Below are 22,188 nucleotides of genomic sequence, written 5' to 3'. Positions count from 1 at the left end.
TCGCGGCGTTTTTCATGCATCGATCTTACAGACTCAGCTTGCGGTTCGACGCCTTGAGGAATTCCTGCTTGAGCGCATCGAAGGTGTGTACCGCCGGAAACTGCGGGAACTCGCGGATCACGTTGTCCGGCGCATGGAACAGGATGCCGGCATGGGCTTCGCTGAGCATGGTGGTGTCGTTGTACGAGTCGCCCGCCGCGATCACCCGGTAGTACAGGCTCTTGAAGGCGATGACCGACTGGCGCTTGGGGTCCTTCTGACGCAGCTGGTAGCTGACCACGCGGTCGTTCTCGTCGGTGATCAGGCGGTGGCACAGCAGGGTCGGGAAACCGAGCTGGCGCATCAGCGGCTGGGAGAATTCGTAGAAGGTGTCGGAGAGGATCACCACCTGGAAGCGCTCACGCAGCCAGTCGACGAACTCCACCGCGCCGTCGAGCGGCTTGAGCGTGGCAATCACATCCTGGATGTCCTTGAGCTTCAGGCCGTGCTCGTCGAGGATGCGCAGGCGCTGCTGCATCAGCACGTCGTAATCGGGGATGTCGCGGGTGGTCGCCTTGAGCGACTCGATACCGGTTTTTTCCGCGAAGGCGATCCAGATTTCCGGGACCAGTACGCCTTCCAGGTCGAGACACGCGATTTCCACAGGCCACTCCTCGGTTGAGCCAAAAAGGAGCCGGCACTGTAGCCGCTGGGCTGGGCTCGTGCAATGCGGCCTCTTATAACCATAAGAAAGCTCGACAATAGTCTTGGTTATTTAGCCGCATAACCGGCCTTTGCTACCATCGCGCCCTCTCGCACACGATCTGGAGTCCTCAGCATGGAACTCGACCTGGACGCGCTCAATGCCGAATTCGGCAACCAGCCTGAAAAACTGGTGCAGTGGGCCATCGGACTGGGCAAACCTGCCATCTGCACCACCAACTTCCGCCCGTTCGAAGCGGTGATCCTGCACATGGTCAGCCAGGTCAAACCGGATATCCCGGTGGTCTGGATGGACAGCGGCTACAACACCGAAGCCACCTATCGCTTCGCCGACGAGGTGACGCGCAAGCTCAACCTGAATCTGATCACCTACCTGCCCAAGCGCTCGCGCGCCCATCGCGAAGCCATCGACGGCCCGGTGCCCGGCCTGGACGATCCGCGCCACGCCGCCTTCACCGAAGAAGTGAAGCTCGAGCCCTTCGCCCGCGCCCTGCGCGAAACCGCGCCAAGCGTCTGGTTCACCGCCCTGCGCGCCACCGACACGGCAGTGCGCGCGCAGATGGAGCCGATCAGCATCAACCCGGACGGTCTGATCAAGGTCGCCCCGCTGCTGCACTGGTCTTCCAAGGACCTCTACCAGTACCTGGTCGCTCACGACCTGCCGAACAACTTCGATTACTTCGATCCGACCAAGGGCGAGGACAACCGTGAGTGCGGCCTGCACCTGAGCCACTGATCACCGGCTGAAACGAAACATGGCGCCCTTGGGCGCCATGTTTCGTTCTGGTGCTGCGTCAGTGCATCGGCAGCTCGACACCTGCGAAGAGGTCCTCGAGTTCGGACTTGTTGTGGCACTGCACCGCCTTGGCCAGCATGTCGCGGTTCAGGTGTGGGGCGAAACGCTCGATGAAGTCGCACATGAAGCCACGCAGGAAGGTACCGCGACGGAAGCCGATCTTGGTCACGCTGGGCTCGAACAGGTCGTCGGCATCGAGCACCACCAGGTCCGGGTCCAGCTTGGGGTCGACGGCCATCTTGGCCACGATGCCCACGCCCAGGTTCAGGCGTACGTAGGTCTTGATCACGTCGGCGTCGGCCGCGGTGAACACCACCTTGGGCGTCAGGCCGCGATGATTGAAGGCTTCGTCCAGCTTCGAACGCCCGGTGAAACCGAATACGTAGGTGACGATGGGATGTTCGGCCAGGGCCTCGAGGGTCAGTTTCGGCAGCTTGGTCAACGGATGCCCCTGCGGCACCACCACGCAGCGGTTCCAGCGATAGCAGGGCATCATGATCAGGTCGTTGAACAGTTCCAGACCTTCGGTGGCGATGGCGAAGTCGACACTGCCGTCGGCTGCCATCTCGGCAATTTGTGTCGGCGTGCCCTGATGCATGTGCAGCGACACGTCCGGGTACTGCTTGATGAAGGCGCTGATCACCGGCGGCAGGGCATAGCGCGCCTGGGTATGGGTGGTGGCGATGGACAGCGTGCCCTTCTTCTCGTTGGAAAATTCCTGGGCGATCTGCTTGATGCTTTCGACCTTGCGCAGAATCTCGCCGGCCGTGGTGATGATGCGCTCCCCGGCCGGGGTCACGCGGGTCAGGTGCTTGCCGCTGCGGGCGAAGACTTCCACGCCCAGTTCATCCTCGAGCAAGCGAATCTGCTTGCTGATCCCTGGTTGCGAGGTGTACAGGCTCTGAGCGGTAGCCGATACGTTGAGGTCGTGGTGCGCGACTTCCCAGATGTAGCGCAGTTGCTGAAGCTTCATAGATTTCCCTCAGAGCAGTAAGGCAGGCAACTGCCGCCAATGCCGTATATAACCATATTATTGGTTTAATCGAACAGCATAGAACTTTTTTACACCTCCGTCCTTCACAGTTCCCCGTGTCCACGATGCTGCAGCATGGGCACCAGATACACCGGTGCCTCCGACAACTGCACGATACGCGCGGCCGTACGCCCCAGCGGTACGGTCAGGTCCGTGCCATGGCTGTGACTGCCTACGACCAGCAGATCCACCCCAAGTTTCTGCGCCTCTTCGAGAATCACCGCAGGCGGATCTCCCTGCAGCACACGCACCGCGCTGATCAGTTGAAGGTCCTGCTGACCGTCGCCCAGCTCGTCGCGAAAGCCCTCCAGTACGCGCTGCTCGATACTGGCCATGACGGTATTGAGCCCATTGCTGCGCAGCTCGGCGAGGGTATCTTCGTCCAGGTAGGTCTGCAGCACGGATTCGGCGAACAACCCCATGGGCTCCACCGCGTGCACCACGTACAGATCGGCCTTGAAGCTGCGGCTCAGTGCGAGGGCGTGCTGCAGGACGTAGGAGGCGTAGAGCCCCAGATCGGTGGCATAAAGTATCGAGCGGATCACGCGGCCTCCTCGACTGCTGGCACAGGCCCTTGAATGAGCTTAGCAGCGCATCAGACAAAGCAAGATCGGCGACGTTATTTAGGACGAATGGCTATATGCAGGCACGCGCACGCCTGCGCGCGCCGAGTTCAGGGCAGCAACTCGTTGCTGACGCCATGCGGCACATGGCCGGTCGCCACCACCTGGCGCGCTCTTTCGCAGTGCCCGGTCTGGTCGTCGAAGAACACGTCGGCGGCGAAGGCTTCCAGCACCGCCGACTTGTCCAGCCCGCCAAGGAAGAAGGATTCGTCCAGGCGGATGTTCCACTCACGCAGCGTACGGATCACCCGCTCGTGCGCCGGCGCCGAGCGCGCAGTGACCAGCGCCGTCCGGATCGGGCATTCGGCTTCGGGAAACTCCTGCTGCAACGCATGCAGCGCGGCGAGAAACGGCTTGAACGGGCCACCTGGCAAGGCTTGCCGGGCAGATTCGCGCTCATGATCCTGAAAGGCGTTGAGGCCGCCACTCTGATAGACACGTTCGGAGTCGTCGGAGAACAGCACGGCATCGCCATCGAAGGCGATGCGCAGCTCGTTGCTGCTGGCCCGCCGGGTACCACCGGAAAGCAGGGTGGCCGCGCCGAAGCCGGCTTTCAGTGCATTGCGCACGTCGTCGGCATGGGTCGACAGGAACAGATGGCAACCAAAGGCCGCCAGATAGGGATCGGGGCTGCGACCGCCGACGAAGGCGGCGCGGGAAATGCCGAGGCCGTAATGCTGGATCGAGTTGAATGCACGCAAACCGGTATCGGCGCTGTTGCGCGACACCAGAATGACCTCGACGCGCTGTTCACTGAGCCGAGTGTTCAAGCCGAGCAGCTTCTCCACCAGCGGGAAGGCATCGCCCGGCATCAGCACCTCGTCCTCATGCTCGATCTGATAGCGGCGGTAGGCTTCCACCCCTTCGCTCTCGTAGATCTGGTGACTCTCGCTCAGATCGAACAGTGCCCGCGAGGAAATCGCCAGCACCAATTTGTCCCCCAGCCCCTTGCCCATGCTTAGGCCTCCCGGCGAGCCTGAATGAAACGCAGCGCCTGATACAGCGCACGCACCTTGGGCATATCGAAACCCGCTGCATCGGCAGCCGCCAGCGGCGCTTCATAGATGGCGTGCAGTTCGGCCGGCCGCCCCTGGGCAAAATCGTGGTACATGCTTGGCAGGTAATCGGGCATGCGCTGGGTCGCCGCGAGCAGTTTGTCCGCATAGTTTTCCGGCATCGCATACCCCAGTGCCTGAGCGGCCCGTACCACTTCCTGCATCATGTCGGCGATCAGCGCCCGGCTGTCGGCATTCCCCATCAGGCGCCGCGTATCGGCATCGAGCAGCACCGACAGGCCGTTGTACGGGATGTTCCACACCAGCTTCTGCCAGCGCGTCTGCGCCAGATCGCGCATCGCCGCCGAGTCCAGACCGGCACTGCGCAGCAGACCCGCGCCCTGCTCGGCCAGCGCCAGGCGCGCTTCATCATCGTGCAACGGACCGGAGTGATAGGCCAGGTTGATCGCCCCCAGCGCCTGGTGCTCGATCACGCCCGGCGCACTGCGGTGAACACAGATGTAGCAGAGCCCGCCGAGCAGATGCAGGTCGTCATTCAGCAGCGGACGCAACTCGTCTTCCACGGCCAGACCGTTCTGTAGCAGCACCACCCTGGCTCCAGGCGCTGTTGCCCGGGCGATCAGCGGCGCCAGCTCGGCATTGGCCGTGGTCTTGGCGCCCACCAGCAGCCAGTCACATTGCGGCATGTCGTCGATATCGCGATAGGCCTGCACCGGCGCCAGATGCAGGGCGCCGTGTACGGCGCTGTTCAGTTGCAGGCCATGCTCGACGACGGCCGGGTACTCGCTGCGCAGCAGAAAGTGCACGTCATGGCCGGCACGTGCCAGCAACATGCCGTAGAAACCGCCAATGGCACCAGTGCCGATGATGCCGATACGCGGCGCGGGGGGTTGCGACATCAGGGAAGCTCCTCAGCCGGGCGAAGCAGGGCTTCGCCGATGGCGGCTAGCAGATCGGAATGGGTAAGGCGCACCTGCAATGCGCCAAGGAAATGACCGTCCTTGACCAGAAACAGCGCGGGCAGGTGAAAGACCTCGTAACGCGCCACCAAACCGGCGTTGTGCCCGGCATCGATCCAGCACAGGCGCTCGAGCGGAAGCGGCATGCCAGGCAGGCTCCGGCGCGCCCAGCGGCAGCTGGCACAGCCCGTGCTTGTGAACACCAGTAGCGAGGTGCCGGGAAGATCGAGCAGGCGGCGGTCGGCATTCAGGTCGGTCAATTCCAGCTGCGTCGCTATACTGAATTCACTGATGTCAGTTTGCCTGCATTCAAGGTCGGTGTTCATGCGTAAGTTTCTGCGTCATCCAAGCGATATGCCGGTGGAACTGGTCCTGCGCAGACAGGCCTGCGTGCCTCGGCAACGGCTGAACAATATCAGCCTGGGCGGGGTTGCATGCAACTCGTTGCGCGGCTTTCGCCGCGGTACCTCGGTCGAACTGCGCATTCCGCTGCTGGGCGATCAGGCGCGTTATCCGGGTGTCGTGGCCTGGTGCCGGCGCCAGGAAAACGGCTATCTGGTGGGCATTGCCTTCATCGACGAGGACACCCTGTTTCGCGCGCGCATGGTCGAGCAGGTCTGCCAGATCCAGCATTACCGACAGCAGCTGGAACAGCAATCAGGTCAGCCCATGGCCATCGAGCAATGCGCCCGGGACTGGATCGCCAAGCATGCCGCCGAGTTTCCCTATCTCGCCTGAAGGCAGCACAGCCCCCCTCAGCCGGTCATCCGCTACCTCATGCGGCCAAACTATGAGGCCCATTGAACTTAACGCCCATTGTCGCGCAGCCCGGTACGCGCTAAGGTTCGGCTCCCCCCTGCGCCAACTAGCTGTGCACCGCCATAGGGGATCGCTGGCGGCCGGCACCCGTGACCTGACGACCTGACCCGATGAATAGCACGATGGCTGATTTACCGATCGACGACCTCAACGTCGCCTCCAACGAAACCCTGATCACCCCCGATCAGCTCAAACGCGAAATCCCCCTCACCGATGCCGCGCTGAAGACCGTCGCCCATGGTCGTCAGGTGGTACGCGACATCCTCGACGGCAAGGATCATCGCCTGTTCGTGGTCGTCGGCCCCTGCTCCATCCATGACATCAAGGCCGCTCACGAGTACGCCGAGCGCCTCAAGGTGCTGGCTGCCGAGCTGTCCGACACGCTGTTTCTGGTCATGCGCGTGTATTTCGAGAAGCCGCGTACCACGGTCGGCTGGAAAGGCCTGATCAACGATCCGTATCTGGACGACTCGTTCAAGATCCAGGATGGCCTGCACATCGGCCGCCAGCTGCTGCGCGACCTGGCAGAGATGGGCCTGCCCACCGCCACCGAAGCGCTCGACCCGATTTCCCCGCAGTACCTGCAGGACCTGATCAGCTGGTCAGCCATCGGCGCGCGTACCACCGAATCCCAGACCCACCGCGAAATGGCCTCGGGCCTGTCCTCGGCCGTCGGCTTCAAGAACGGCACCGATGGCGGCCTGACCGTGGCGATCAATGCGCTGCAGTCGGTTTCCAGCCCGCACCGCTTCCTCGGTATCAACCAGGAAGGCGGCGTGTCCATCGTCACCACCAAGGGCAACGCCTACGGCCATGTGGTACTTCGCGGCGGCAACGGTAAACCCAACTACGATTCGGTCAGCGTGGCCATTTGTGAGCAGGAACTGACCAAAGCCGGCATCCGTCCGAATATCATGGTCGACTGCAGCCATGCCAACTCCAACAAGGACCCAGCCCTGCAGCCGCTGGTGCTGGAGAACGTGGCCAACCAGATTCTGGAAGGCAACAACTCCATCGTCGGTCTGATGGTCGAGAGCCACCTGGGCTGGGGCAACCAGTCGATCCCGAAGAACCTGTGCGACCTCAAGTACGGCGTCTCCATCACCGATGCCTGCATCGACTGGGACACCACCGAGAAGAGTCTGCGCAGCATGCACGCCAAGCTCAGGGATGTACTGCCCAAGCGTCAACGCGGCTGACCGAGACTGCACCAATGAAAACGCCGGGCATCGCCCGGCGTTTTCATATCCGCATTCACACGTAGGGTGGGTTTCAGCCCACCGCTCCGAGCAGTCCTACTGGTGCCGCGAACGCCGCTCCATATAGCGCTCGACGTAGGAGCACGATGGAATCACCGTGTACCCATTGCCCTCTGCATACCGCAGAGCATGCTCGGTCAAGGCCGCGGCAATGCCGCGGCCACGCAGGGCGTTGGGTACGAAGGTGCGATAGATGTCCAGCGTCTGCTTGCCCAGATCCATGTAGGCCAGATAGGCACGATCACCGTTGACCGTGGTCACGAACTGGTGACTCGCCTGGTCATGATGAATGGACAACCCCTCGCTCATCTTCTCTCCTCTAGCCGCAACCGTTAGCGGCGCATCCGCTTTGACTTCATACCGCTGCCTGGGCAAAAGCGCAAACTTCATATCCTGCTTGCGCCCGTGTAATTGACCAAGCTTATCAGGCGCAGGTCGACCCAGCCACGAGCAATCAGAAGCTCAACAGCGCGATGCAGAGCAACGCTGCAATCACCGGTATCAGCACGGTGATGACGAAGATGTCCTTGTACGCCTGCTTGTGCGTCAGCCCCATGATCATCAGCATCGCGATCACCGCGCCGCAGTGCGGCAACGAATCCAGACCGCCAGCGGTGATGTTGGCGATACGATGCAGCACCTCGGGCTCCACACCCATCTCCAGGTAACGGGGCGCCAGCGTCTGCATGAATATCTGCAAGCCACCGGAGGACGAGCCGACGATCCCCGACACCACGCTGACCGAGGCGAACACCGAGAGCAGCGGCGGCAGGTCCACCGCCAGTATCCACTGGGCGAACTGGGCGAAACCTGCGGTCTGGGTGACGACCCCGCCGAAGCCGATCACCGCCGCCGTATTGAGCAGCGGCATGATCGAGTCGTCCGCCCCCTGCCCCAGCAAAGCCACGGTATTGCGACGCAAGGCCGGGAACATCAGCACAGCCACCCCCGTGGCGATGACCAGGGCCAGGCTGGGCCAGAGGATCGGCTGCGCCTGACTGAAGGCCAGAAGCCCACCCAGCGCCCCCTCGCCCGGCACGACCGCACCGGACAGGGCAAGCAGGCGCGGCAGCAGGATGATCCCCAGCACCACGACGATCGGCACCAGCGCCAGCCCCCAGTGCGGCCCGCTTCCCGGGGCGCCGGCCAATTGCTGCATACGCTCGTCCTGGGCGTTGGGCTCGAAGCCCTCGCCGCGCTCACGCGCCAGACGCCACTCGCGCTGCAGATAAGCCATACCGAGGACGATCATCACCAGGGAGGCGAACAGCCCGATCCAGGCCCCGGCGAACAGGTCGGTGCCCAGCGCACTGGCGGCGATCACGTTGTGAATCGAAGGCGAGCCAGGCAGCGCCGTCATGGTGAAGGTGCCGGCACCAAGCGCCGTGGCGGCACAGAACAGGCGCTTGGGCAGATTGGCCTCGCGCATCAGCGTGATACCCAGTGGATACATGGTGAAGATCACCACGAAGACCACCACGCCACCGTAGGTCAGCACAGCGCAAACCAGCATCGCCACCCACAGCGTGCGCTGCGTACCCAATCCACGGGTAATGGCCTGGGCGATACTGCCTGCGGCCTGACTCGCCGCCATGACCTTGCCGAAGATCGCACCGCAGAGAAACAGCACGAAAAACTTGCCGGCGAAGGTGAATGCACCCAATGGGCCGAATGGAAAGTGCTCGAGCAATGCGCGAGGTACGGCGACACCATTGGTAAGCGCCACCAGAATCGAACAAAGCAATGCCGCGATGAAGATGTTCACCCCACGCAGCGCCATGAAGATAAGTAGCGCCAGCCCCAGCAAGAGCCCCAAATTGCCAAGCATCCGCATTCCCCTCTTTATTGTTTTAGTTGCAAGCCAGGACACTTATAACAGTTCGCACAAGCGTCCTGCTGTATGGATTGCGTAACTGACTATTTTTTAGCCAACCCCCGCAGCCCGTAGGCCTTAGCGCCCTGCCACATGAAAAAAAAATTGCAACTCTTGCCTTCGCTCCGTTTACTTACTAAAAGTAATAGGTAGTATGTACGCCGGCTAATTTCCCGCAGTTGGGGAATTGCTTTTTATGGAAAACTCCACCTCAAGGGGAACACGATGAACAACGTTCTGAAATTCTCTGCTCTGGCTCTGGCCGCAGTTCTGGCTACCGGTTGCAGCAGCATGTCCAAAGAAACCGAAGCTCGTCTGACTGCTACCGAAGACGCAGCTGCTCGCGCTCAAGCCCGTGCCGACGAAGCCTACCGCAAGGCTGATGAAGCCCTGGCTGCTGCTCAGAAAGCTCAGCAGACCGCTGACGAAGCCAACGAGCGTGCTCTGCGCATGCTGGAAAAAGCCAGCCGCAAGTAATCTGCGACTCGTTTTTCCGAAAGCCGCCCCAGGCAACTGGTGCGGCTTTTTTGTTGCCTGCAACCCATGCCATGTCCACGGCATGGCGGCAATAAAAAACCCGCCGGCGCGAATGCGGGCGGGTTTCTGGACAACTTGAAGATCAGAACGGATTGTCGCTGCTGGCGACCACGCTCTCGGCCTGGGTGGCGATGGGCACCGGCATGCCGTCTTCGGAAGCCACCACCTCGCGCACCATTTCCCAATCCAGGCGCAGGCCGCTGAGTTCGTCGCGCTTGAGCAAGGCGTTGATCACTGCGGTGTGCTTGTCGACCACGGACGGATCGCCCTCGTCATCCAGCGGCGCATGTGCTTCCAGATAGATCTTGCCGGCACTGACACCGAACTTGTACGGCTCGTTGATGATGCGCACCGGCGTGCCCACCGGGACCATGGCAGCCAGCTCCAGCACGTTGTGGTTGAGCATGCGGAAGCAGCCGTGGCTGACGCGCATGCCGATACCGAACTTCTTGTTCGACCCGTGGATCAGATAGCCGGGGAACGACAGCGTCATCTTGTACGGACCCAGTGGGTTGTCGGGGCCAGGCGGCACCACGGTGGGCAGGATGTCGCCGTCGGCAGCGTGCTCCTCACGGATCGACTTGGGCGGATACCAGGCCGGATTCGGCGTCTTCAGCGTCACGCGGCCGACGCCCAGCGGCGAGCCCCAACCTTCACGACCGATACCCAGCGGATAGGTATGCACGACGTTCTGCCCTTTCGGGAAGTAGTACATGCGGTACTCGGCCAGGTTGATCACGATGCCCTCACGCGGGCCCGGTGGCAGCACGTAGCGCGTCGGCAGGATGATCTCGGTGCCCTCGCCCGGCAGCCAGGGGTCCACGCCCGGATTGGCAGCGACCATTTCCAGATAGCCGAGATCGTTGGCCGTTCCCAGATCGGCGAAGGTGTCCTCGTACTTGGCCTTGATCACCTGTACCTGGCCCACCACGTCCTCGCCTGGCGGCGGCAATGGAAGTTCGAGAGCCTGCACTGCGGCACTGGAGCACAGTGCGACCAGAGTCAGGCAGCGGTTGACCGCAGAAAAGCGCGACAACATCCGGGAGTCCCTTGAAGAATTGAATGAATATTGCGGCGATTGTACACCGCCGTTAAACGGCCGGGCAGACCTCAGCCATCCGCCCAGTTCGAGCACAGGCCCTGACGCTGCGCCTGGAAAGTCGCCAGACAGTCAGGACAGAGCCGGCGATCGCGCAGCCAGACCTTTTCCAGCGCCCGCCAACGCGGCTGCGCCGGTAACAAACCGCCACACAATGTGCGATCGGCATGCCCACCCAGGCGCAACTGACGAGCCACCAGATGCACGCGCACCTCGCGACAGGCGAACAGGTCCAGCTGCTCATCCGGCTCGATCAGTTGATAGGCATAAAGGGACCAGGCGGGACGCGGCATCTGGGGCTCCGTGACAGGTCGGCCACATTAGCCGAAAGGCTTCAGGCGGAAAAGCCTCTGCCCGTGCAGTTTTCCCGCAGCAAAGCGGTGTTCACAGCAAGGGTTTGAGCGTCGGCCAGACGTTATCCAGCAACACCGCCTGCGCAGCCTGAGTCGGATGAATGCCGTCGGCCTGCATCATCCCCGGCACGCCACCGACGCCCTCGAGGAAGAATGGCACCAGCGGCACCTTTTTCGCCTTAGCAACATCTGCGAACACCTGGGCGAAGGCTGTGGTGTAACGCTGACCATAGTTGGGGGGCAGGCGCATCCCCAAAATGAGTACCTTGGCCCCTGCCTGCTGCGACTTCTCGACCATGGACGCAAGATTCTGTTGCAATTGCGCGGGAGGCTGGCCGCGCAGGCCATCGTTGCCGCCCAGCTCGATGATCACCAGCTCCGGCTTGTGCTCGGCAAGCAGCGCAGAGAGCCGCGCGGCGCCGCCTGCGCTGGTATCACCGCTGATCGAGGCATTGACCACCGAGTGTTCGAAACCCTCCTCGCGAAGGCGTTCTTGCAGCATTGCGACCCATCCCTGGCGGCTATCCAGGCCAAAAGCGGCGCTGATACTATCGCCGACCACAAGCAGGGTGCCTGCAACCGCTCCCTGAGCCCAGAACATCAGGGCCAAGGCACCACTGAGCCACCATGCACGCATTTGGAATCTCCATGACTTCGAGCATTCTCGCTGCGCGGAACCTTAGCAAAGTGGTCGAGAGCGCGGAAGGCGAGCTGACCATCCTCCACGATCTCGAGCTCGAGCTGAACAAGGGCGACAGCCTGGCCATCGTCGGCAGCTCCGGCTCCGGCAAATCCACCCTGCTCGGTTTGCTCGCCGGCCTCGACCTGCCCAGCGCCGGCGCCGTGCTGCTGGCCGGCAACAACCTCAGCGAACTCGATGAAGACCAGCGTGCGCGTCTGCGTGCCGAACATGTCGGCTTCGTCTTCCAGTCGTTCCAGTTGCTCGACAGCCTCAATGCGCTGGAGAACGTGATGTTGCCGTTGGAGCTGGAAGGTCATGCCGATGCCCGTCAGCGTGCGCGCGCATTGCTCGAACGCGTCGGCCTCGGCCAGCGCCTGACGCACTACCCACGCCAACTCTCCGGTGGCGAGCAACAGCGCGTGGCCATCGCCCGCGCCTTCGCCGCCGAGCCGGACGTGCTGTTCGCCGACGAACCCACCGGCAACCTCGACAGCCATACCGGCGAGCGCATCAGTGACCTGCTGTTTCAGCTCAACCAGGAGCGTGGCACCACCCTGGTGCTGGTCACCCATGACGAGCGCCTGGCGCACCGCTGCCAGCGTCTGATCCGCCTGGAAGCCGGACATCTGATCGACCGCGTGGAGCCCTGATGAAACGCGTGCCCTTCGCCCGCCTGTTTTCGCTCGCAGCCCGCCAACTACTGCGCGACGCCCGCGCCGGCGAGTTGCGCGTGCTGTTCTTCGCCTTGCTGGTGGCGGTGGCAGCCAGCAGCGCCATCGGCTACTTCAGTGCGCGCCTGAACGACGCCATGCTGCTACGCGCCAGCGAATTTCTCGCCGCCGACCTGCGCCTGAGCGGCAGCACGCCAGCCAGTCAGGAACAGATCGATGCGGGACTCAAGCTGGGCCTCGATCACGCCCAGGCGGTGGAGTTCTCCAGCGTCGTTGCGGCACAGGATGGTATTCAGCTGGCCAGCGTCAAGGCCGCCAACAGCCTTTATCCGCTGCGCGGTGAACTGAGAAGCGCAGCCGAACCCTATGCCCGCGAAGAGGTGGGGCCAGGGCCTCGGCCGGGGGAAGTCTGGGCCGAAGCGCGCCTGATGGTGGCGCTGAACCTGAAGATCGGCGATGAGCTGGAGATAGGCGCCAAGACCCTGCGCCTGAGTCGCGTGCTGACCTATGACCCGGACACCGCTGGCGATTTCTACAGCCTGACGCCCAGGGTGTTGATGCATCTGGACGACCTGGCTGCGACCGAGGTGGTGCAACCTGGCAGCCGTGTGCGCTTTCGCGAACTCTGGCGTGGCGATGCCAACGCGTTGGCAGCCTACCGTCAGGCAGTCGAGGCCGGCCTGGAACCCAATCAGCGACTGGAGGATGCCCGCGATGGCAATCGACAGGTCGGTGGCGCACTTGGCCGTGCCGAGCGTTACCTGAACCTGGCCAGCCTGGCGGCGGTGCTGCTCGCTGGCGTCGCCGTGGCGCTGTCGGCGGCACGCTTCGCCGCACGGCGCTTCGACGCCAGCGCCCTGCTGCGCTGCCTCGGCTTGTCACGACGCGAAGCGCTGGTCCTGTTCGGCCTGCAACTGGCCCTGCTCGGGCTGCTCGCCAGCGTGCTCGGCGCGCTGCTCGGCTGGGCCGGCCAGCACGTGCTGTTCCATCTGTTGCGCGGCCTGATTCCCGATGATCTGCCGCCCGCCGATCTGTGGCCTGCTCTGGCCGGGATGGCCACCGGCCTGGTGGCGCTGGCCGGCTTCGCCCTGCCGCCGCTGGCAGCTCTCGGCCGCGTGCCGCCGCTGCGTGTGCTGCGTCGTGACATGCTGCCGGTGCCGGCCAGCTCCTGGCTGGTATACGGCGCGGCGCTGGTTGCGCTGGGGCTGATCATGTGGCGCCTGAGCCTGGATCTGAAACTGACGCTGGCGCTGCTCGGCGGCGGCCTGCTGGCGGCGCTGGTGCTAGGCGGCTTACTCCTGATTGGTCTGCAGAGCTTGCGCCGCCTGCTGCAGCGCGCCGCCCTGCCCTGGCGCCTGGGGCTGGGACAACTGCTGCGCCATCCTCTGGCGGCGGCCGGTCAATCGCTGGCGTTCGGCCTGATCCTGTTGGCCATGGCGCTGATCGCCCTGCTGCGCGGCGAGCTGCTCGACACCTGGCAGGACCAGTTGCCGGACGATGCGCCCAATCACTTCGCCCTCAACGTGCTGCCGGCCGAGCGTGATGCTTTCGCCGCCCGCCTGGCCGAACTGTCGCCTCATCCTGCGCCGCTCTATCCGGTGGTGCCGGGCCGGCTGATCATGATCAACGATGAGCCGGTGCGCCAGTTGGTGACCAAGGAAAGCCGCGGCGAGCGCGCCATCCAGCGCGACCTGAGCCTGACCTGGGCCAACGAGCTGCCATCGGACAACCTGATCAGCGCCGGCAGTTGGTGGGGAGCCGAGCACACCAGCGAGCTGCCTGGCGTGTCCGTCGAGGCCGAGCTGGCCGAAAGCCTGCAACTGCAACTGGGCGATCGCCTGCGCTTCAACGTCGGCGGTATCGAGCGCGAAGCGCAGGTGACCAGTCTGCGCCAGGTGGACTGGGACAGCTTCCAGCCCAACTTCTACATGATCTTCGAGCCACAGACCCTGCAGGACCTGCCCGCCACCTACCTGACCAGCTTCTACCTGCCGCCTGGCCAGGATGCCGAGCTGATCAAGCTCAGCCGCGCCTTCCCCAGCGTCACCCTGTTGCAGGTCGACGCGCTGTTGGCGCAGCTGCGCAGCATCCTCGCCCAGGTCACCCTGGCCATCGAATACGTGCTGCTGTTCGTGCTCGCCGCCGGCATCACCGTACTGCTGGCCGGGCTGCAGGCCACGCTGGACGAGCGCATTCGCCAGGGCGCGCTGCTGCGCGCATTGGGTGCCGAGCGCAAGTTGCTGATCAGCGCTCGCCGTGCCGAGTTCGGCCTGCTCGGCGCGGCCGCCGGCCTGCTCGCTGCATTGGGCTGTGAGCTGGTGAGTTTCCTGCTCTATCGCTATGCCTTCGACATGAGCTGGCAACCTCACCCATGGCTGCTCCTGCTGCCGCTGATCGGCGCGCTGCTGATCGGCCTGGCCGGCGTGCTCGGCACCCGCCGCGCACTGAATGCCAGCCCCTTGAGCGTGCTGCGCGAAGGCTGAGCTTGAAGGAAGGGGTTTGCTAGACTGGCGCCCCTTTCATCTTTCAGAGACGCCATGAGCCGCTATCGCCCCCCTCGTCCTGCTGGTACTCCCCTGATCACGCCTGAAGGCGAAGCGCGCCTGCGCGCCGAGCTGCACGAGCTGTGGCATGTGCGCAGGCCTCAGGTGACGCAGTCGGTGAGCGAAGCGGCAGCCCAGGGCGACCGCTCGGAAAACGCCGAGTACACCTACGGCAAGAAGATGCTGCGCGAAATCGACAGCCGCGTACGCTTTCTCACCAAGCGCCTGGAAAAGCTCAAGGTCATCAGCGAAAAACCGTCCGATCCGAACAAGGTGTACTTCGGCGCCTGGGTCACCATCGAGGACGAGGACGGCGAACAGTCGCGCTACCGCATCGTCGGCCCGGATGAGCTGGATCTGAAGCAGGGGCTGATCAGTATCGATTCGCCACTGGCCCGCGCTCTGGTCGGCAAGCCACTGGACGCCGAAGTGCGCGTGCACACGCCCACCGGCGAGAAAACCTGCTACATCGTCGAGATCGAATATCCCTAGACACTGCGCCGCGTAGGGCGGGTGTACCCGCCATGGTCGCTCTGGCGGGTTGCACCCGCTCTACATCGACTTAAAGCGTAGGTGCGTCGTGCGCACCGCCGGTAAACGGGGCATTCGGTGCGCACGGCGCACCCTACGAGTTACCGCCGTCCCACCCTACCCCCGGGTGATCAATCCCTGACGCGCCACGCGCACCAGGTCGCTAACCGTTTGCTCAAGCTCATCGGCGCCGGGGGCCTGGATCACGGCCAGATCGAAGCTGTCGCGCGCGAGACGACTTAGGGACTCGCCGTTCTGCACGAACTGGATGCGAAAGGCACGCGATCCGGCCCAGCGTTTGGGCCAGCCTTCGAGATAACGCAGCAAGGTGGGCTGGTGGCTACCGCCAAGCAGTACGCGCGGATTGCGCAGCAGCAGGCCCGAAGTGATGGGCGCCAGGCGAATATGCGGTTGGGGACAGATCATGGTCGAGTCTCCGCCTCGAGAATCCCGCTGGGCAGCGGTGGGAGGCGACACCGAACCAGCGCTTTAGCGGAATTTCAGGCGCTGATGACAACACCCTGTGGCGCCCCGCAAGTAGCTGTTTAAATCGGCGCAGGGCGCATCCTAGAGAAGCCCACGGCGAACTGTCAAGGCGCATCAAAATGCCACCCCATCCTTCGATTGGCGGAGGGGCGAGCCATATCCCGGGCCGCTGCCATAAGGGCGTTCCAGCGACCGCGAGCCCCTCCTCTGCGGCGGTTTTGCGCATGGTTCGACGTGTCATCACGTAACAGAACCCCGCTGGCGACCCCGCCGCCGGATTTTCTCTGGCGCCGCCAATCCACCGAGATAGAGCGCTCGCTGGCGAACCAGAGGTGCTGGCATGTTTCCTGCCATCGTTCTGGCGCGGTACGCGTCATGGGATGGACGCGATCTGTGTTGCGGGAAGCAGCTGACTGCCTCAACAAAAACCATCGAGAGCGCCCATGAAGAACAATAAAACCCTGCTCGCCCTCTGCCTCGGCGCCGGCCTGCTCGCCAGCGGCCAGACCCAGGCGTTCTGGTTCGGCTCCTCCGGCTATACCCAGACCAAGTACCCCATCGTCCTCGGCCACGGCATGCTCGGCTTCGACAGCATCCTTGGCGTCGACTACTGGTACGGCATACCGGCCGCCCTGCGCCGTGATGGCGCCAGCGTCTACGTCACCGAGGTCAGCCAGTTGGACACCTCCGAAGCGCGCGGCGAGCAGTTGCTGCAGCAGGTCGAGGACATCGTCGCCATCAGCGGCAAGGGCAAGGTCAACCTGATCGGCCACAGCCATGGCGGCCCCACCACCCGCTACGTCGCCGCCGTGCGTCCGGACCTGGTCGCCTCGGTCACCAGCGTCGGTGCACCGCACAAGGGTTCGGCAACCGCCGACTTCCTCAAGGGCATCAGCGATGGCCCCGCCGGGCCGGTGGCCACGCCGATCCTGGTGGGCATCGTCAACGGCCTGGGGACGCTGATCAACTTCCTCTCCGGCAGTTCCAGCACCACCCCGCAGAACGCCCTGGGTTCGCTGGAGTCGCTCAACAGCGAAGGCGCCGCACGCTTCAATGCCAAGTTCCCGCAGGGCATCCCCACCAGCGCCTGCGGTGAAGGCGCCTACAGCGTGAACGGTGTGCGCTATTACTCCTGGAGCGGCACCAGCCCGCTGACCAACGTGCTCGACCCCAGCGACCTGCTGATGGGTGCCTCCTCGCTGACCTTCGGCTCCGAGGCCAACGACGGCCTGGTCGGCCGCTGCAGTTCGCGCATGGGCCAGGTGATCCGCGACAACTACCGGATGAACCACCTCGACGAGGTCAACCAGACCCTGGGCCTGACCAGCCTGTTCGAGACCGATCCGGTGACCGTCTACCGTCAGCACGCCAACCGCCTGAAGAACGCCGGGCTATAAGCGCCACGCTTCGCAGGGTGCGCCACGCGCAGCGGATGCCGGGAACGTCGGCATCCCGTGCGCACGGCGCGCCCTACGCGCGATTCCGATCCGACGTCTTACTGGAAGCTGCCGTGAACAAAGCCCTGTTTGCCCTGCCTTTACTGATCGTTGCCGGCTTGGCGTCGATGCTTTACCTGCAACCCGGACACCAACGGCCCCCATTCGCGCCTCCCGCCGTCACTGCCACGGCTACGCAGCCCACGGCGCCGGTTGCAGAGACCTTGACGTCGACCAGCGAAGCCTCACAGAAACAGACTGGCAAGCTTGCCCTGCCCAGCTCCTTCGTCGGCACCGAAGTCGATGGCAGCTTTCGCGTCGATGCTGCCGGCAATCTGATCGTCAGCGAGGATATTCGGCGAATCTTCGATTACTTCCTCGCCAGCATCGGCGAAGAAAGTCTGGATGCCAGCGTGTCGCGGCTGCGCAGTTATATCGACAGCCAGCTTCAGGAGCCGGCGCGAGCCCGTGCCCGGGCGCTGCTGGAGCAGTACCTGAGCTACAAGCGTGAACTGATCCTGCTGGAGCGCGACCTGCCCCAGATGGCCAATCTGGATGCCCTGCGCCAGCGCGAGAGCGCCGTGCAGGCACTGCGCGCCCGGCTATTCGACAGCGAGACGCACCAGGCCTTTTTCGCCCGCGAGGAAGGCTACAACCGCTTCACGCTGGAGCGCCTGGCCATTCAGCACGACGCCCGCATGAGCGCCGACGAAAAAGGCGTCGCCGTCGATCGCCTGCGCGCATCCCTGCCCGAGGAAATGCAGGACATGGTCCTGCCGCAACTGCAACAGGAACTGCGGCACAACACGGCGCGGCTGCAGGCCGAAGGCGCCAGCGCGGCGCAGATCCGCCAGATGCGCCAGCAACTGGTCGGTGCCGAAGCCACCACGCGCCTGGAGGCGCTGGATAGCCAGCGGGAACAGTGGCAGAAGCGCCTGGAGGACTACCTCGCCGCCAAGGCGAAGATTCAGGCGACCGAGGGGCTCAGCAGCAGCGACAAGCGTGCGGCGATCGAGGCACTGGCTACCGAGCGCTTCGATGAGCGCGAGCGCCTGCGCCTGGATGCCGCCGAGCAAGTGGCGGCCGCCAGCAAGAAGCCGTAGCGTCACGCGCTGTCGCGCATCACCAGTTCGAAGCCGACGTCGATGCAGTGCTGCTCCGGCGTTTCACCGCGCATCAGCGCCAGCAGCATGTTCGCTGCCAATTCGCCGATGCGGCCGCGGGTGGTGCGCACCGTGCTCAGCGCCGGATGCATCCAGGCCGCTGCCGGCAGGTCGTTGAAGCCGGCGATGGCCAGTCGCCCCGGCACCTCCAGCCCCAGCTGACGGGCGCGAAACAGTGCGCCCATGGCCAGGTCGTCGTTGTTGAAGAACACCGCATCGATCTGCGGCTGCTGCGCCAGCAGACGATCGAGCAACTCGGCCCCCAGGCCGATGGACGACAGCTGCGGCGTCAGCAACTCCAGCGCCGGGTCATGGCGCCCCAGGTAACGCATCACCTGACGGTAGCCTTCGGCGCGCTGCAGGGTGCGCGGGTCGAGCTGGGCGGCGGCGAAGGCAATGTGGCGATAACCGCGCTGCACCAGGGCTCGGGTCATGGCGGCACCGGCCTCGACCTGCGAGAAGCCGACGCAGTAGTCCTCAGGTTCTTCGCTCAGTTCCATCAGGGTTACCAGCGGGCAGGTGCTGGCACCGAGGATTTCCCGCGCTGCGTCACTACGCTCGAACCCCGTGACCAGCAGGCCCGCCGGCTGGTGCGCCAGGTAGGAGCGCAGCAGGCGCTCGTCTTCCTCGACCCGATAATGACTGACGCCGATCATCATCTCGAAACCGGCCGGCATCAGCACACGCTGGATCGCCTCGACGGTATCGACGAACACCGAGTTCGACAGTGAAGGAATCACCACCGCCACCAGATTGGAACGCGAACTGGCCAATGCCCGCGCCGCCGGGTTGGGCACGTAGCCAAGCGCCTGCGCAGCGCGCATCACCTGCTCGCGCAGCGCATCGGAGACCCGTCCCGGCTGCGACAGCGCACGCGAAGCGGACATCAGCGAACAGCCTGCGGCCTTGGCCACATCGGACAGGGTGACGCGTTCGGCAGACCGGCGACGGCGTTGAGTCATAGCGCCTCCATTGTTTGACAGCGGGCGATTCTACCAGCCCCGCTGGCGAATAAAGCGCGGGACACGCCGCCCGGGGTACCGCCACCATGCAAGGAGCGTTACCACCTGCGTGCCCCGCGAAACTGCGAACCTATCCACGATCTGCTGCGCGTCGGCCCTACTGCGTTAAAAACAGGCTCGGACTGCTCATTTACAGCTCGTAAAGTCGAGCGCGACTCCGACCGTTCCTCGCCTGTTTTTGCGGGGCCGCCATCGGTGTTGTATGGCCCTAGCTCGCGAGATCGTGAACAGGTTCTTACAGGGCGGCCTTTTCGGCTTCGGCCTGCACCTGATCGAACAGCTGCTGGCCGACCGTATCGACCACCTTCTGGATCGCCGGCGCAGCCTGCTCGCGCATGCGCTGCACTTCGGCCGGGTCCACTTCGTTGATCTGCATGCCCTTGTCCTTCAGCTCGGCCAGGGCGCGAGCGGCCTCCTCGCGGGTGTCCTGACGCTCGAAGTCACGCGCCTTCTTGGCCGCCTCCATGAGAATGTTCTGCTCGGTCTGCGACAGGCCATCCCACCAGCGCTTGGACACCGTGACGATCCACGGGCTGTACACATGGTTGGTCACGGTCAGGTACTTCTGCACTTCGTAGAACTTCGAGGAAAGGATGGTGTTGAACGGGTTTTCCTGACCATCGACCGCCTTGGTTTCCAGCGCGGTGAACAGCTCGGAGAAAGGTAGCGGCACGGCGTTGGCGCCCATCAGCTTGAAGGTATCGAGAAACACCGGGTTGGGCATCACGCGCAGCTTGACCCCGGAGAAGTCCTCCAGTTTGCTGATCGGCCGCGTGTTGTTGGTCAGGTTGCGGAAGCCGTTCTCCCAGTACACCAGGCCGACCAGCCCCTTCTCTTCCAACTTGTCCATCACCTGGCGGCCGACCGGGCCGTCCAGTACCGCATCGGCCTGCTCGGCGCTGCTGAACAGGAACGGCGTGTCCCACACCGCCATTTCCTTGGTGATGCCCACGAGCGTCGCGGTGGAGCCGACCATCATTTCCTGCGCGCCACCGATCAGCGCGCTCTGCATCTGGTCATCGGAACCCAGGCTGGCGGCGCCGAAGGTACGCACCTTGAGTTTGCCGTCTGAGGCCTTGGCCACTTCCTCGGCGAACAGCTTGGCCGCGCGGCCCTGGTTGCTGTTCTCGTTGAGGCCGTAACCGAAGCGGATCATGCGCGAGCGCACCTCATCGGCGTGAGCGGTGATACTGGCGAGCGGGCTGCACAGCATGGCAGCAGTGAGGATGGCGAGCAGCGGACGTTTCATTGGGTCTACCTCTTATTGTTGTGAATGTTGCCGGCGCGCAGGCGCCGGTGGGTCAACTCAGCGCAACCAGGCCAGCGGCACGGTAACGATGGCCGGGAAAGCCACCAGGGCGACGACGATGGCCAGATAGATCAGGAAGAACGGCATGACGCCGCGCACCAGCACTTCCATGCGCAACCTGCCGATACCGCCGACGACGTTGAGCACCGTGCCGACTGGCGGAGTGATCAGTCCGATGGAGCCGATCAGCACGAACATCACGCCGAAGTACACCGGATCGACGCCGGCCTTGATCGCGATGGGCGCCAGCACCGGGGCCAGGATCAGGATGGTCGGGGTCAGGTCCAGCACCATGCCCACTGCGATCATCAGCAGCATGATCGCCAGCACCAGCAGCCGCGGATGCTCGGCCAGCGGCCCGAGCATGGCGCCGATCTCGTCCGGCAGCTGCGCCAGGGTGATCATGTACGCCGATACCGTGGCAGCGGCGCAGAGGAACATCACCGACGCCGTGGTGCGACTGGCGCGGGTCAGGGTTTCCATAAGGTCGCTCCAGCTCAGCTCGCGATAGAGCAAGGTGGACACCGCCAGCGCATAGACCGCTGCAACCACGGCTGCCTCGGTGGGCGTGAAGATGCCGAAGCGCAGGCCGCCGACGATGATCACCGGCAACATCAGCGCCGCCGCACCGTCGATCAGTACCCGGCGCCGCTCGGCGGCACTGGCCTTGGCTGGCGTCGGCTCGGTGAAGCCACGGGCGATCAGGGTCCAGGCAATGATCAGCCCCGCGCCCATGATCAGCCCCGGTACCAGGCCGGCCATGAACAGCTGACTGATGGAGGTGTTGGTGACTACGCCATAGATCACGAAAGGCATCGACGGCGGAATGATCGGCGCGATGATGCCACCTGCGGCCACCAGGCCAGCCGAGGAATGCACCGGGTAACCGCGCTGGCGCATCATCGGCAGCAGCAAGGTGGCCAGCGCCGCGGTATCGGCCAGGGCCGAGCCGGACATGCTGGCCAACAGCACGGCGGCAGCGATGGCAACGTAGCCCAGACCGCCACGCAGGTGGCCGAAATAAGCCTGGGCCATGGCGATGATGCGTCGGGAAATACCACCGGCGTTCATCAACTCACCGGCCAGGATGAAGAAAGGCACCGCCAGCAGCGGGAAGCTGTCGGCACCAGCGAGCAGGTTCTGCGCCAGCAGCTGCACGTCCCAGAAATCCAGGTACCACATCAGCACGGCCGCCGTGAGGATCAGGGCGAAGGCGATGGGCATGCCAAAGGCCATGAACCCCAGCAGGGAGGAAAGAAATACCGCGACAGTCATC

Annotated in this window: 24 protein-coding genes; 9 read left to right on the top strand and 15 right to left on the bottom strand. The window is 63.9% G+C overall.

Annotated elements, in window-relative coordinates; all coding sequences use genetic code 11:
* Positions 1 to 25: 25 nt before the first annotated feature.
* A complete protein-coding gene (thrH, locus tag BLS61_RS18390) occupies positions 26 to 643 on the bottom strand; it encodes a bifunctional phosphoserine phosphatase/homoserine phosphotransferase ThrH (RefSeq protein ID WP_090433283.1) in 618 nt (205 codons plus the stop codon).
* Between the two features lie 174 nt (positions 644 to 817).
* Between thrH and BLS61_RS18385 the strand changes: the two genes are divergently transcribed.
* Positions 818 to 1,438: a phosphoadenosine phosphosulfate reductase domain-containing protein gene (locus BLS61_RS18385; RefSeq protein ID WP_090433282.1), complete on the top strand. Its 621-nt coding sequence runs from the start codon at positions 818 to 820 to the stop codon at positions 1,436 to 1,438.
* A 58-nt stretch (positions 1,439 to 1,496) separates the two neighbouring features.
* Here the strand turns inward: BLS61_RS18385 and cysB are convergent, their stop codons facing one another.
* From cysB to BLS61_RS18360, 5 genes are all read right to left on the bottom strand, one after another.
* On the bottom strand, positions 1,497 to 2,471 hold the full coding sequence (gene cysB / locus BLS61_RS18380; protein WP_090433280.1) for an HTH-type transcriptional regulator CysB: 975 nt from the start codon (positions 2,469 to 2,471) through the stop codon (positions 1,497 to 1,499).
* Positions 2,472 to 2,575: 104 nt separating this feature from the next.
* On the bottom strand, positions 2,576 to 3,076 hold the full coding sequence (locus BLS61_RS18375) for a universal stress protein (RefSeq protein ID WP_090433278.1): 501 nt from the start codon (positions 3,074 to 3,076) through the stop codon (positions 2,576 to 2,578).
* 128 nt (positions 3,077 to 3,204) lie between these two features.
* Positions 3,205 to 4,110, bottom strand: coding sequence for a 5'-nucleotidase (locus BLS61_RS18370; protein ID WP_090433276.1), 906 nt, complete (start codon positions 4,108 to 4,110; stop codon positions 3,205 to 3,207).
* Between the two features lie 2 nt (positions 4,111 to 4,112).
* The gene (locus BLS61_RS18365; RefSeq protein ID WP_090433274.1) at positions 4,113 to 5,069 is read right to left on the bottom strand and encodes a putative 2-dehydropantoate 2-reductase; all 957 of its coding nucleotides are present in this window, start codon (positions 5,067 to 5,069) and stop codon (positions 4,113 to 4,115) included.
* Positions 5,069 to 5,455, bottom strand: a complete 387-nt coding sequence (locus BLS61_RS18360) for a YbbN family protein (RefSeq protein WP_090433272.1) — start codon at positions 5,453 to 5,455, stop codon at positions 5,069 to 5,071. The genes BLS61_RS18365 and BLS61_RS18360 overlap by 1 nt, the downstream gene beginning before the upstream one ends.
* Between BLS61_RS18360 and BLS61_RS18355 the strand changes: the two genes are divergently transcribed.
* Positions 5,454 to 5,867 (top strand): PilZ domain-containing protein, encoded by a 414-nt coding sequence (locus tag BLS61_RS18355; protein WP_090433271.1) that lies wholly within the window; start codon positions 5,454 to 5,456, stop codon positions 5,865 to 5,867. The two genes, BLS61_RS18360 and BLS61_RS18355, sit on opposite strands and share 2 nt — an antisense overlap.
* A 203-nt stretch (positions 5,868 to 6,070) precedes the next feature.
* On the top strand, positions 6,071 to 7,147 hold the full coding sequence (locus BLS61_RS18350; RefSeq protein WP_167358754.1) for a 3-deoxy-7-phosphoheptulonate synthase: 1,077 nt from the start codon (positions 6,071 to 6,073) through the stop codon (positions 7,145 to 7,147).
* A gap of 96 nt (positions 7,148 to 7,243) precedes the next feature.
* Here the strand turns inward: BLS61_RS18350 and BLS61_RS18345 are convergent, their stop codons facing one another.
* Both BLS61_RS18345 and BLS61_RS18340 read right to left on the bottom strand, forming a co-directional pair.
* Positions 7,244 to 7,516 carry a GNAT family N-acetyltransferase gene (locus BLS61_RS18345; RefSeq protein ID WP_090433267.1) on the bottom strand — a complete coding sequence of 91 codons (273 nt, stop codon included), beginning with the start codon at positions 7,514 to 7,516 and terminating at the stop codon, positions 7,244 to 7,246.
* A 145-nt stretch (positions 7,517 to 7,661) separates the two neighbouring features.
* A complete protein-coding gene (locus BLS61_RS18340) occupies positions 7,662 to 9,035 on the bottom strand; it encodes a GntP family permease (RefSeq protein ID WP_090433265.1) in 1,374 nt (457 codons plus the stop codon).
* Between the two features lie 270 nt (positions 9,036 to 9,305).
* Here BLS61_RS18340 and oprI point away from each other — a divergent pair, with 270 nt between their 5' ends.
* Positions 9,306 to 9,557, top strand: a complete 252-nt coding sequence (gene oprI / locus BLS61_RS18335; RefSeq protein ID WP_003239826.1) for an outer membrane lipoprotei OprI — start codon at positions 9,306 to 9,308, stop codon at positions 9,555 to 9,557.
* Between the two features lie 142 nt (positions 9,558 to 9,699).
* Here the strand turns inward: oprI and BLS61_RS18330 are convergent, their stop codons facing one another.
* The 3 genes from BLS61_RS18330 to BLS61_RS18320 form a co-directional block, all read right to left on the bottom strand.
* Positions 9,700 to 10,656: a L,D-transpeptidase family protein gene (locus BLS61_RS18330; protein ID WP_090433263.1), complete on the bottom strand. Its 957-nt coding sequence runs from the start codon at positions 10,654 to 10,656 to the stop codon at positions 9,700 to 9,702.
* A 71-nt stretch (positions 10,657 to 10,727) separates the two neighbouring features.
* Positions 10,728 to 11,009 carry a hypothetical protein gene (locus BLS61_RS18325; protein WP_090433261.1) on the bottom strand — a complete coding sequence of 94 codons (282 nt, stop codon included), beginning with the start codon at positions 11,007 to 11,009 and terminating at the stop codon, positions 10,728 to 10,730.
* A gap of 91 nt (positions 11,010 to 11,100) precedes the next feature.
* Complete coding sequence (locus BLS61_RS18320; protein ID WP_090433259.1) at positions 11,101 to 11,706, bottom strand: arylesterase; 606 nt, start codon at positions 11,704 to 11,706, stop codon at positions 11,101 to 11,103.
* An 11-nt stretch (positions 11,707 to 11,717) separates the two neighbouring features.
* Here BLS61_RS18320 and BLS61_RS18315 point away from each other — a divergent pair, with 11 nt between their 5' ends.
* The 3 genes from BLS61_RS18315 to greB are packed head-to-tail and all read left to right on the top strand — an operon-like array spanning position 11,718 to position 15,457.
* Positions 11,718 to 12,401: an ABC transporter ATP-binding protein gene (locus BLS61_RS18315; protein WP_090433257.1), complete on the top strand. Its 684-nt coding sequence runs from the start codon at positions 11,718 to 11,720 to the stop codon at positions 12,399 to 12,401.
* On the top strand, positions 12,401 to 14,905 hold the full coding sequence (locus BLS61_RS18310; protein WP_090433255.1) for an ABC transporter permease: 2,505 nt from the start codon (positions 12,401 to 12,403) through the stop codon (positions 14,903 to 14,905). Before BLS61_RS18315 ends, BLS61_RS18310 begins: the two co-directional genes overlap by 1 nt.
* 54 nt (positions 14,906 to 14,959) lie before the next feature.
* Entirely contained in the window at positions 14,960 to 15,457 is a 498-nt protein-coding gene (gene greB / locus BLS61_RS18305; protein ID WP_090433253.1) for a transcription elongation factor GreB, read from the top strand.
* Positions 15,458 to 15,613: 156 nt separating this feature from the next.
* Here greB and BLS61_RS18300 read toward each other — a convergent pair whose 3' ends face one another.
* Complete coding sequence (locus BLS61_RS18300) at positions 15,614 to 15,922, bottom strand: hypothetical protein (protein ID WP_090433251.1); 309 nt, start codon at positions 15,920 to 15,922, stop codon at positions 15,614 to 15,616.
* A 503-nt stretch (positions 15,923 to 16,425) separates the two neighbouring features.
* Between BLS61_RS18300 and BLS61_RS18295 the strand changes: the two genes are divergently transcribed.
* Positions 16,426 to 17,379 carry a triacylglycerol lipase gene (locus tag BLS61_RS18295; protein ID WP_090433249.1) on the top strand — a complete coding sequence of 318 codons (954 nt, stop codon included), beginning with the start codon at positions 16,426 to 16,428 and terminating at the stop codon, positions 17,377 to 17,379.
* 113 nt (positions 17,380 to 17,492) lie between these two features.
* The gene (locus BLS61_RS18290; protein WP_090433247.1) at positions 17,493 to 18,521 is read left to right on the top strand and encodes a lipase secretion chaperone; all 1,029 of its coding nucleotides are present in this window, start codon (positions 17,493 to 17,495) and stop codon (positions 18,519 to 18,521) included.
* 2 nt (positions 18,522 to 18,523) lie between these two features.
* Here the strand turns inward: BLS61_RS18290 and gntR are convergent, their stop codons facing one another.
* The 3 genes from gntR to BLS61_RS18275 all read right to left on the bottom strand — a co-directional run bounded on the left by gntR (position 18,524) and on the right by BLS61_RS18275 (position 22,187).
* Positions 18,524 to 19,543, bottom strand: coding sequence for an HTH-type transcriptional regulator GntR (gntR, locus tag BLS61_RS18285; protein ID WP_024308422.1), 1,020 nt, complete (start codon positions 19,541 to 19,543; stop codon positions 18,524 to 18,526).
* A gap of 295 nt (positions 19,544 to 19,838) precedes the next feature.
* Positions 19,839 to 20,852 (bottom strand): TRAP transporter substrate-binding protein, encoded by a 1,014-nt coding sequence (locus BLS61_RS18280; RefSeq protein WP_090433245.1) that lies wholly within the window; start codon positions 20,850 to 20,852, stop codon positions 19,839 to 19,841.
* A gap of 57 nt (positions 20,853 to 20,909) precedes the next feature.
* Complete coding sequence (locus BLS61_RS18275) at positions 20,910 to 22,187, bottom strand: TRAP transporter large permease (protein WP_024308424.1); 1,278 nt, start codon at positions 22,185 to 22,187, stop codon at positions 20,910 to 20,912.
* Position 22,188 lies beyond the last annotated feature (1 nt).

The organism is Ectopseudomonas guguanensis (genome assembly GCF_900104265.1).
GTDB lineage: Bacteria > Pseudomonadota > Gammaproteobacteria > Pseudomonadales > Pseudomonadaceae > Aquipseudomonas > Aquipseudomonas guguanensis.
The sequence above is the reverse complement of the archived record's forward strand: the minus strand, read 5'-3'. Positions and strand labels throughout refer to the sequence as shown.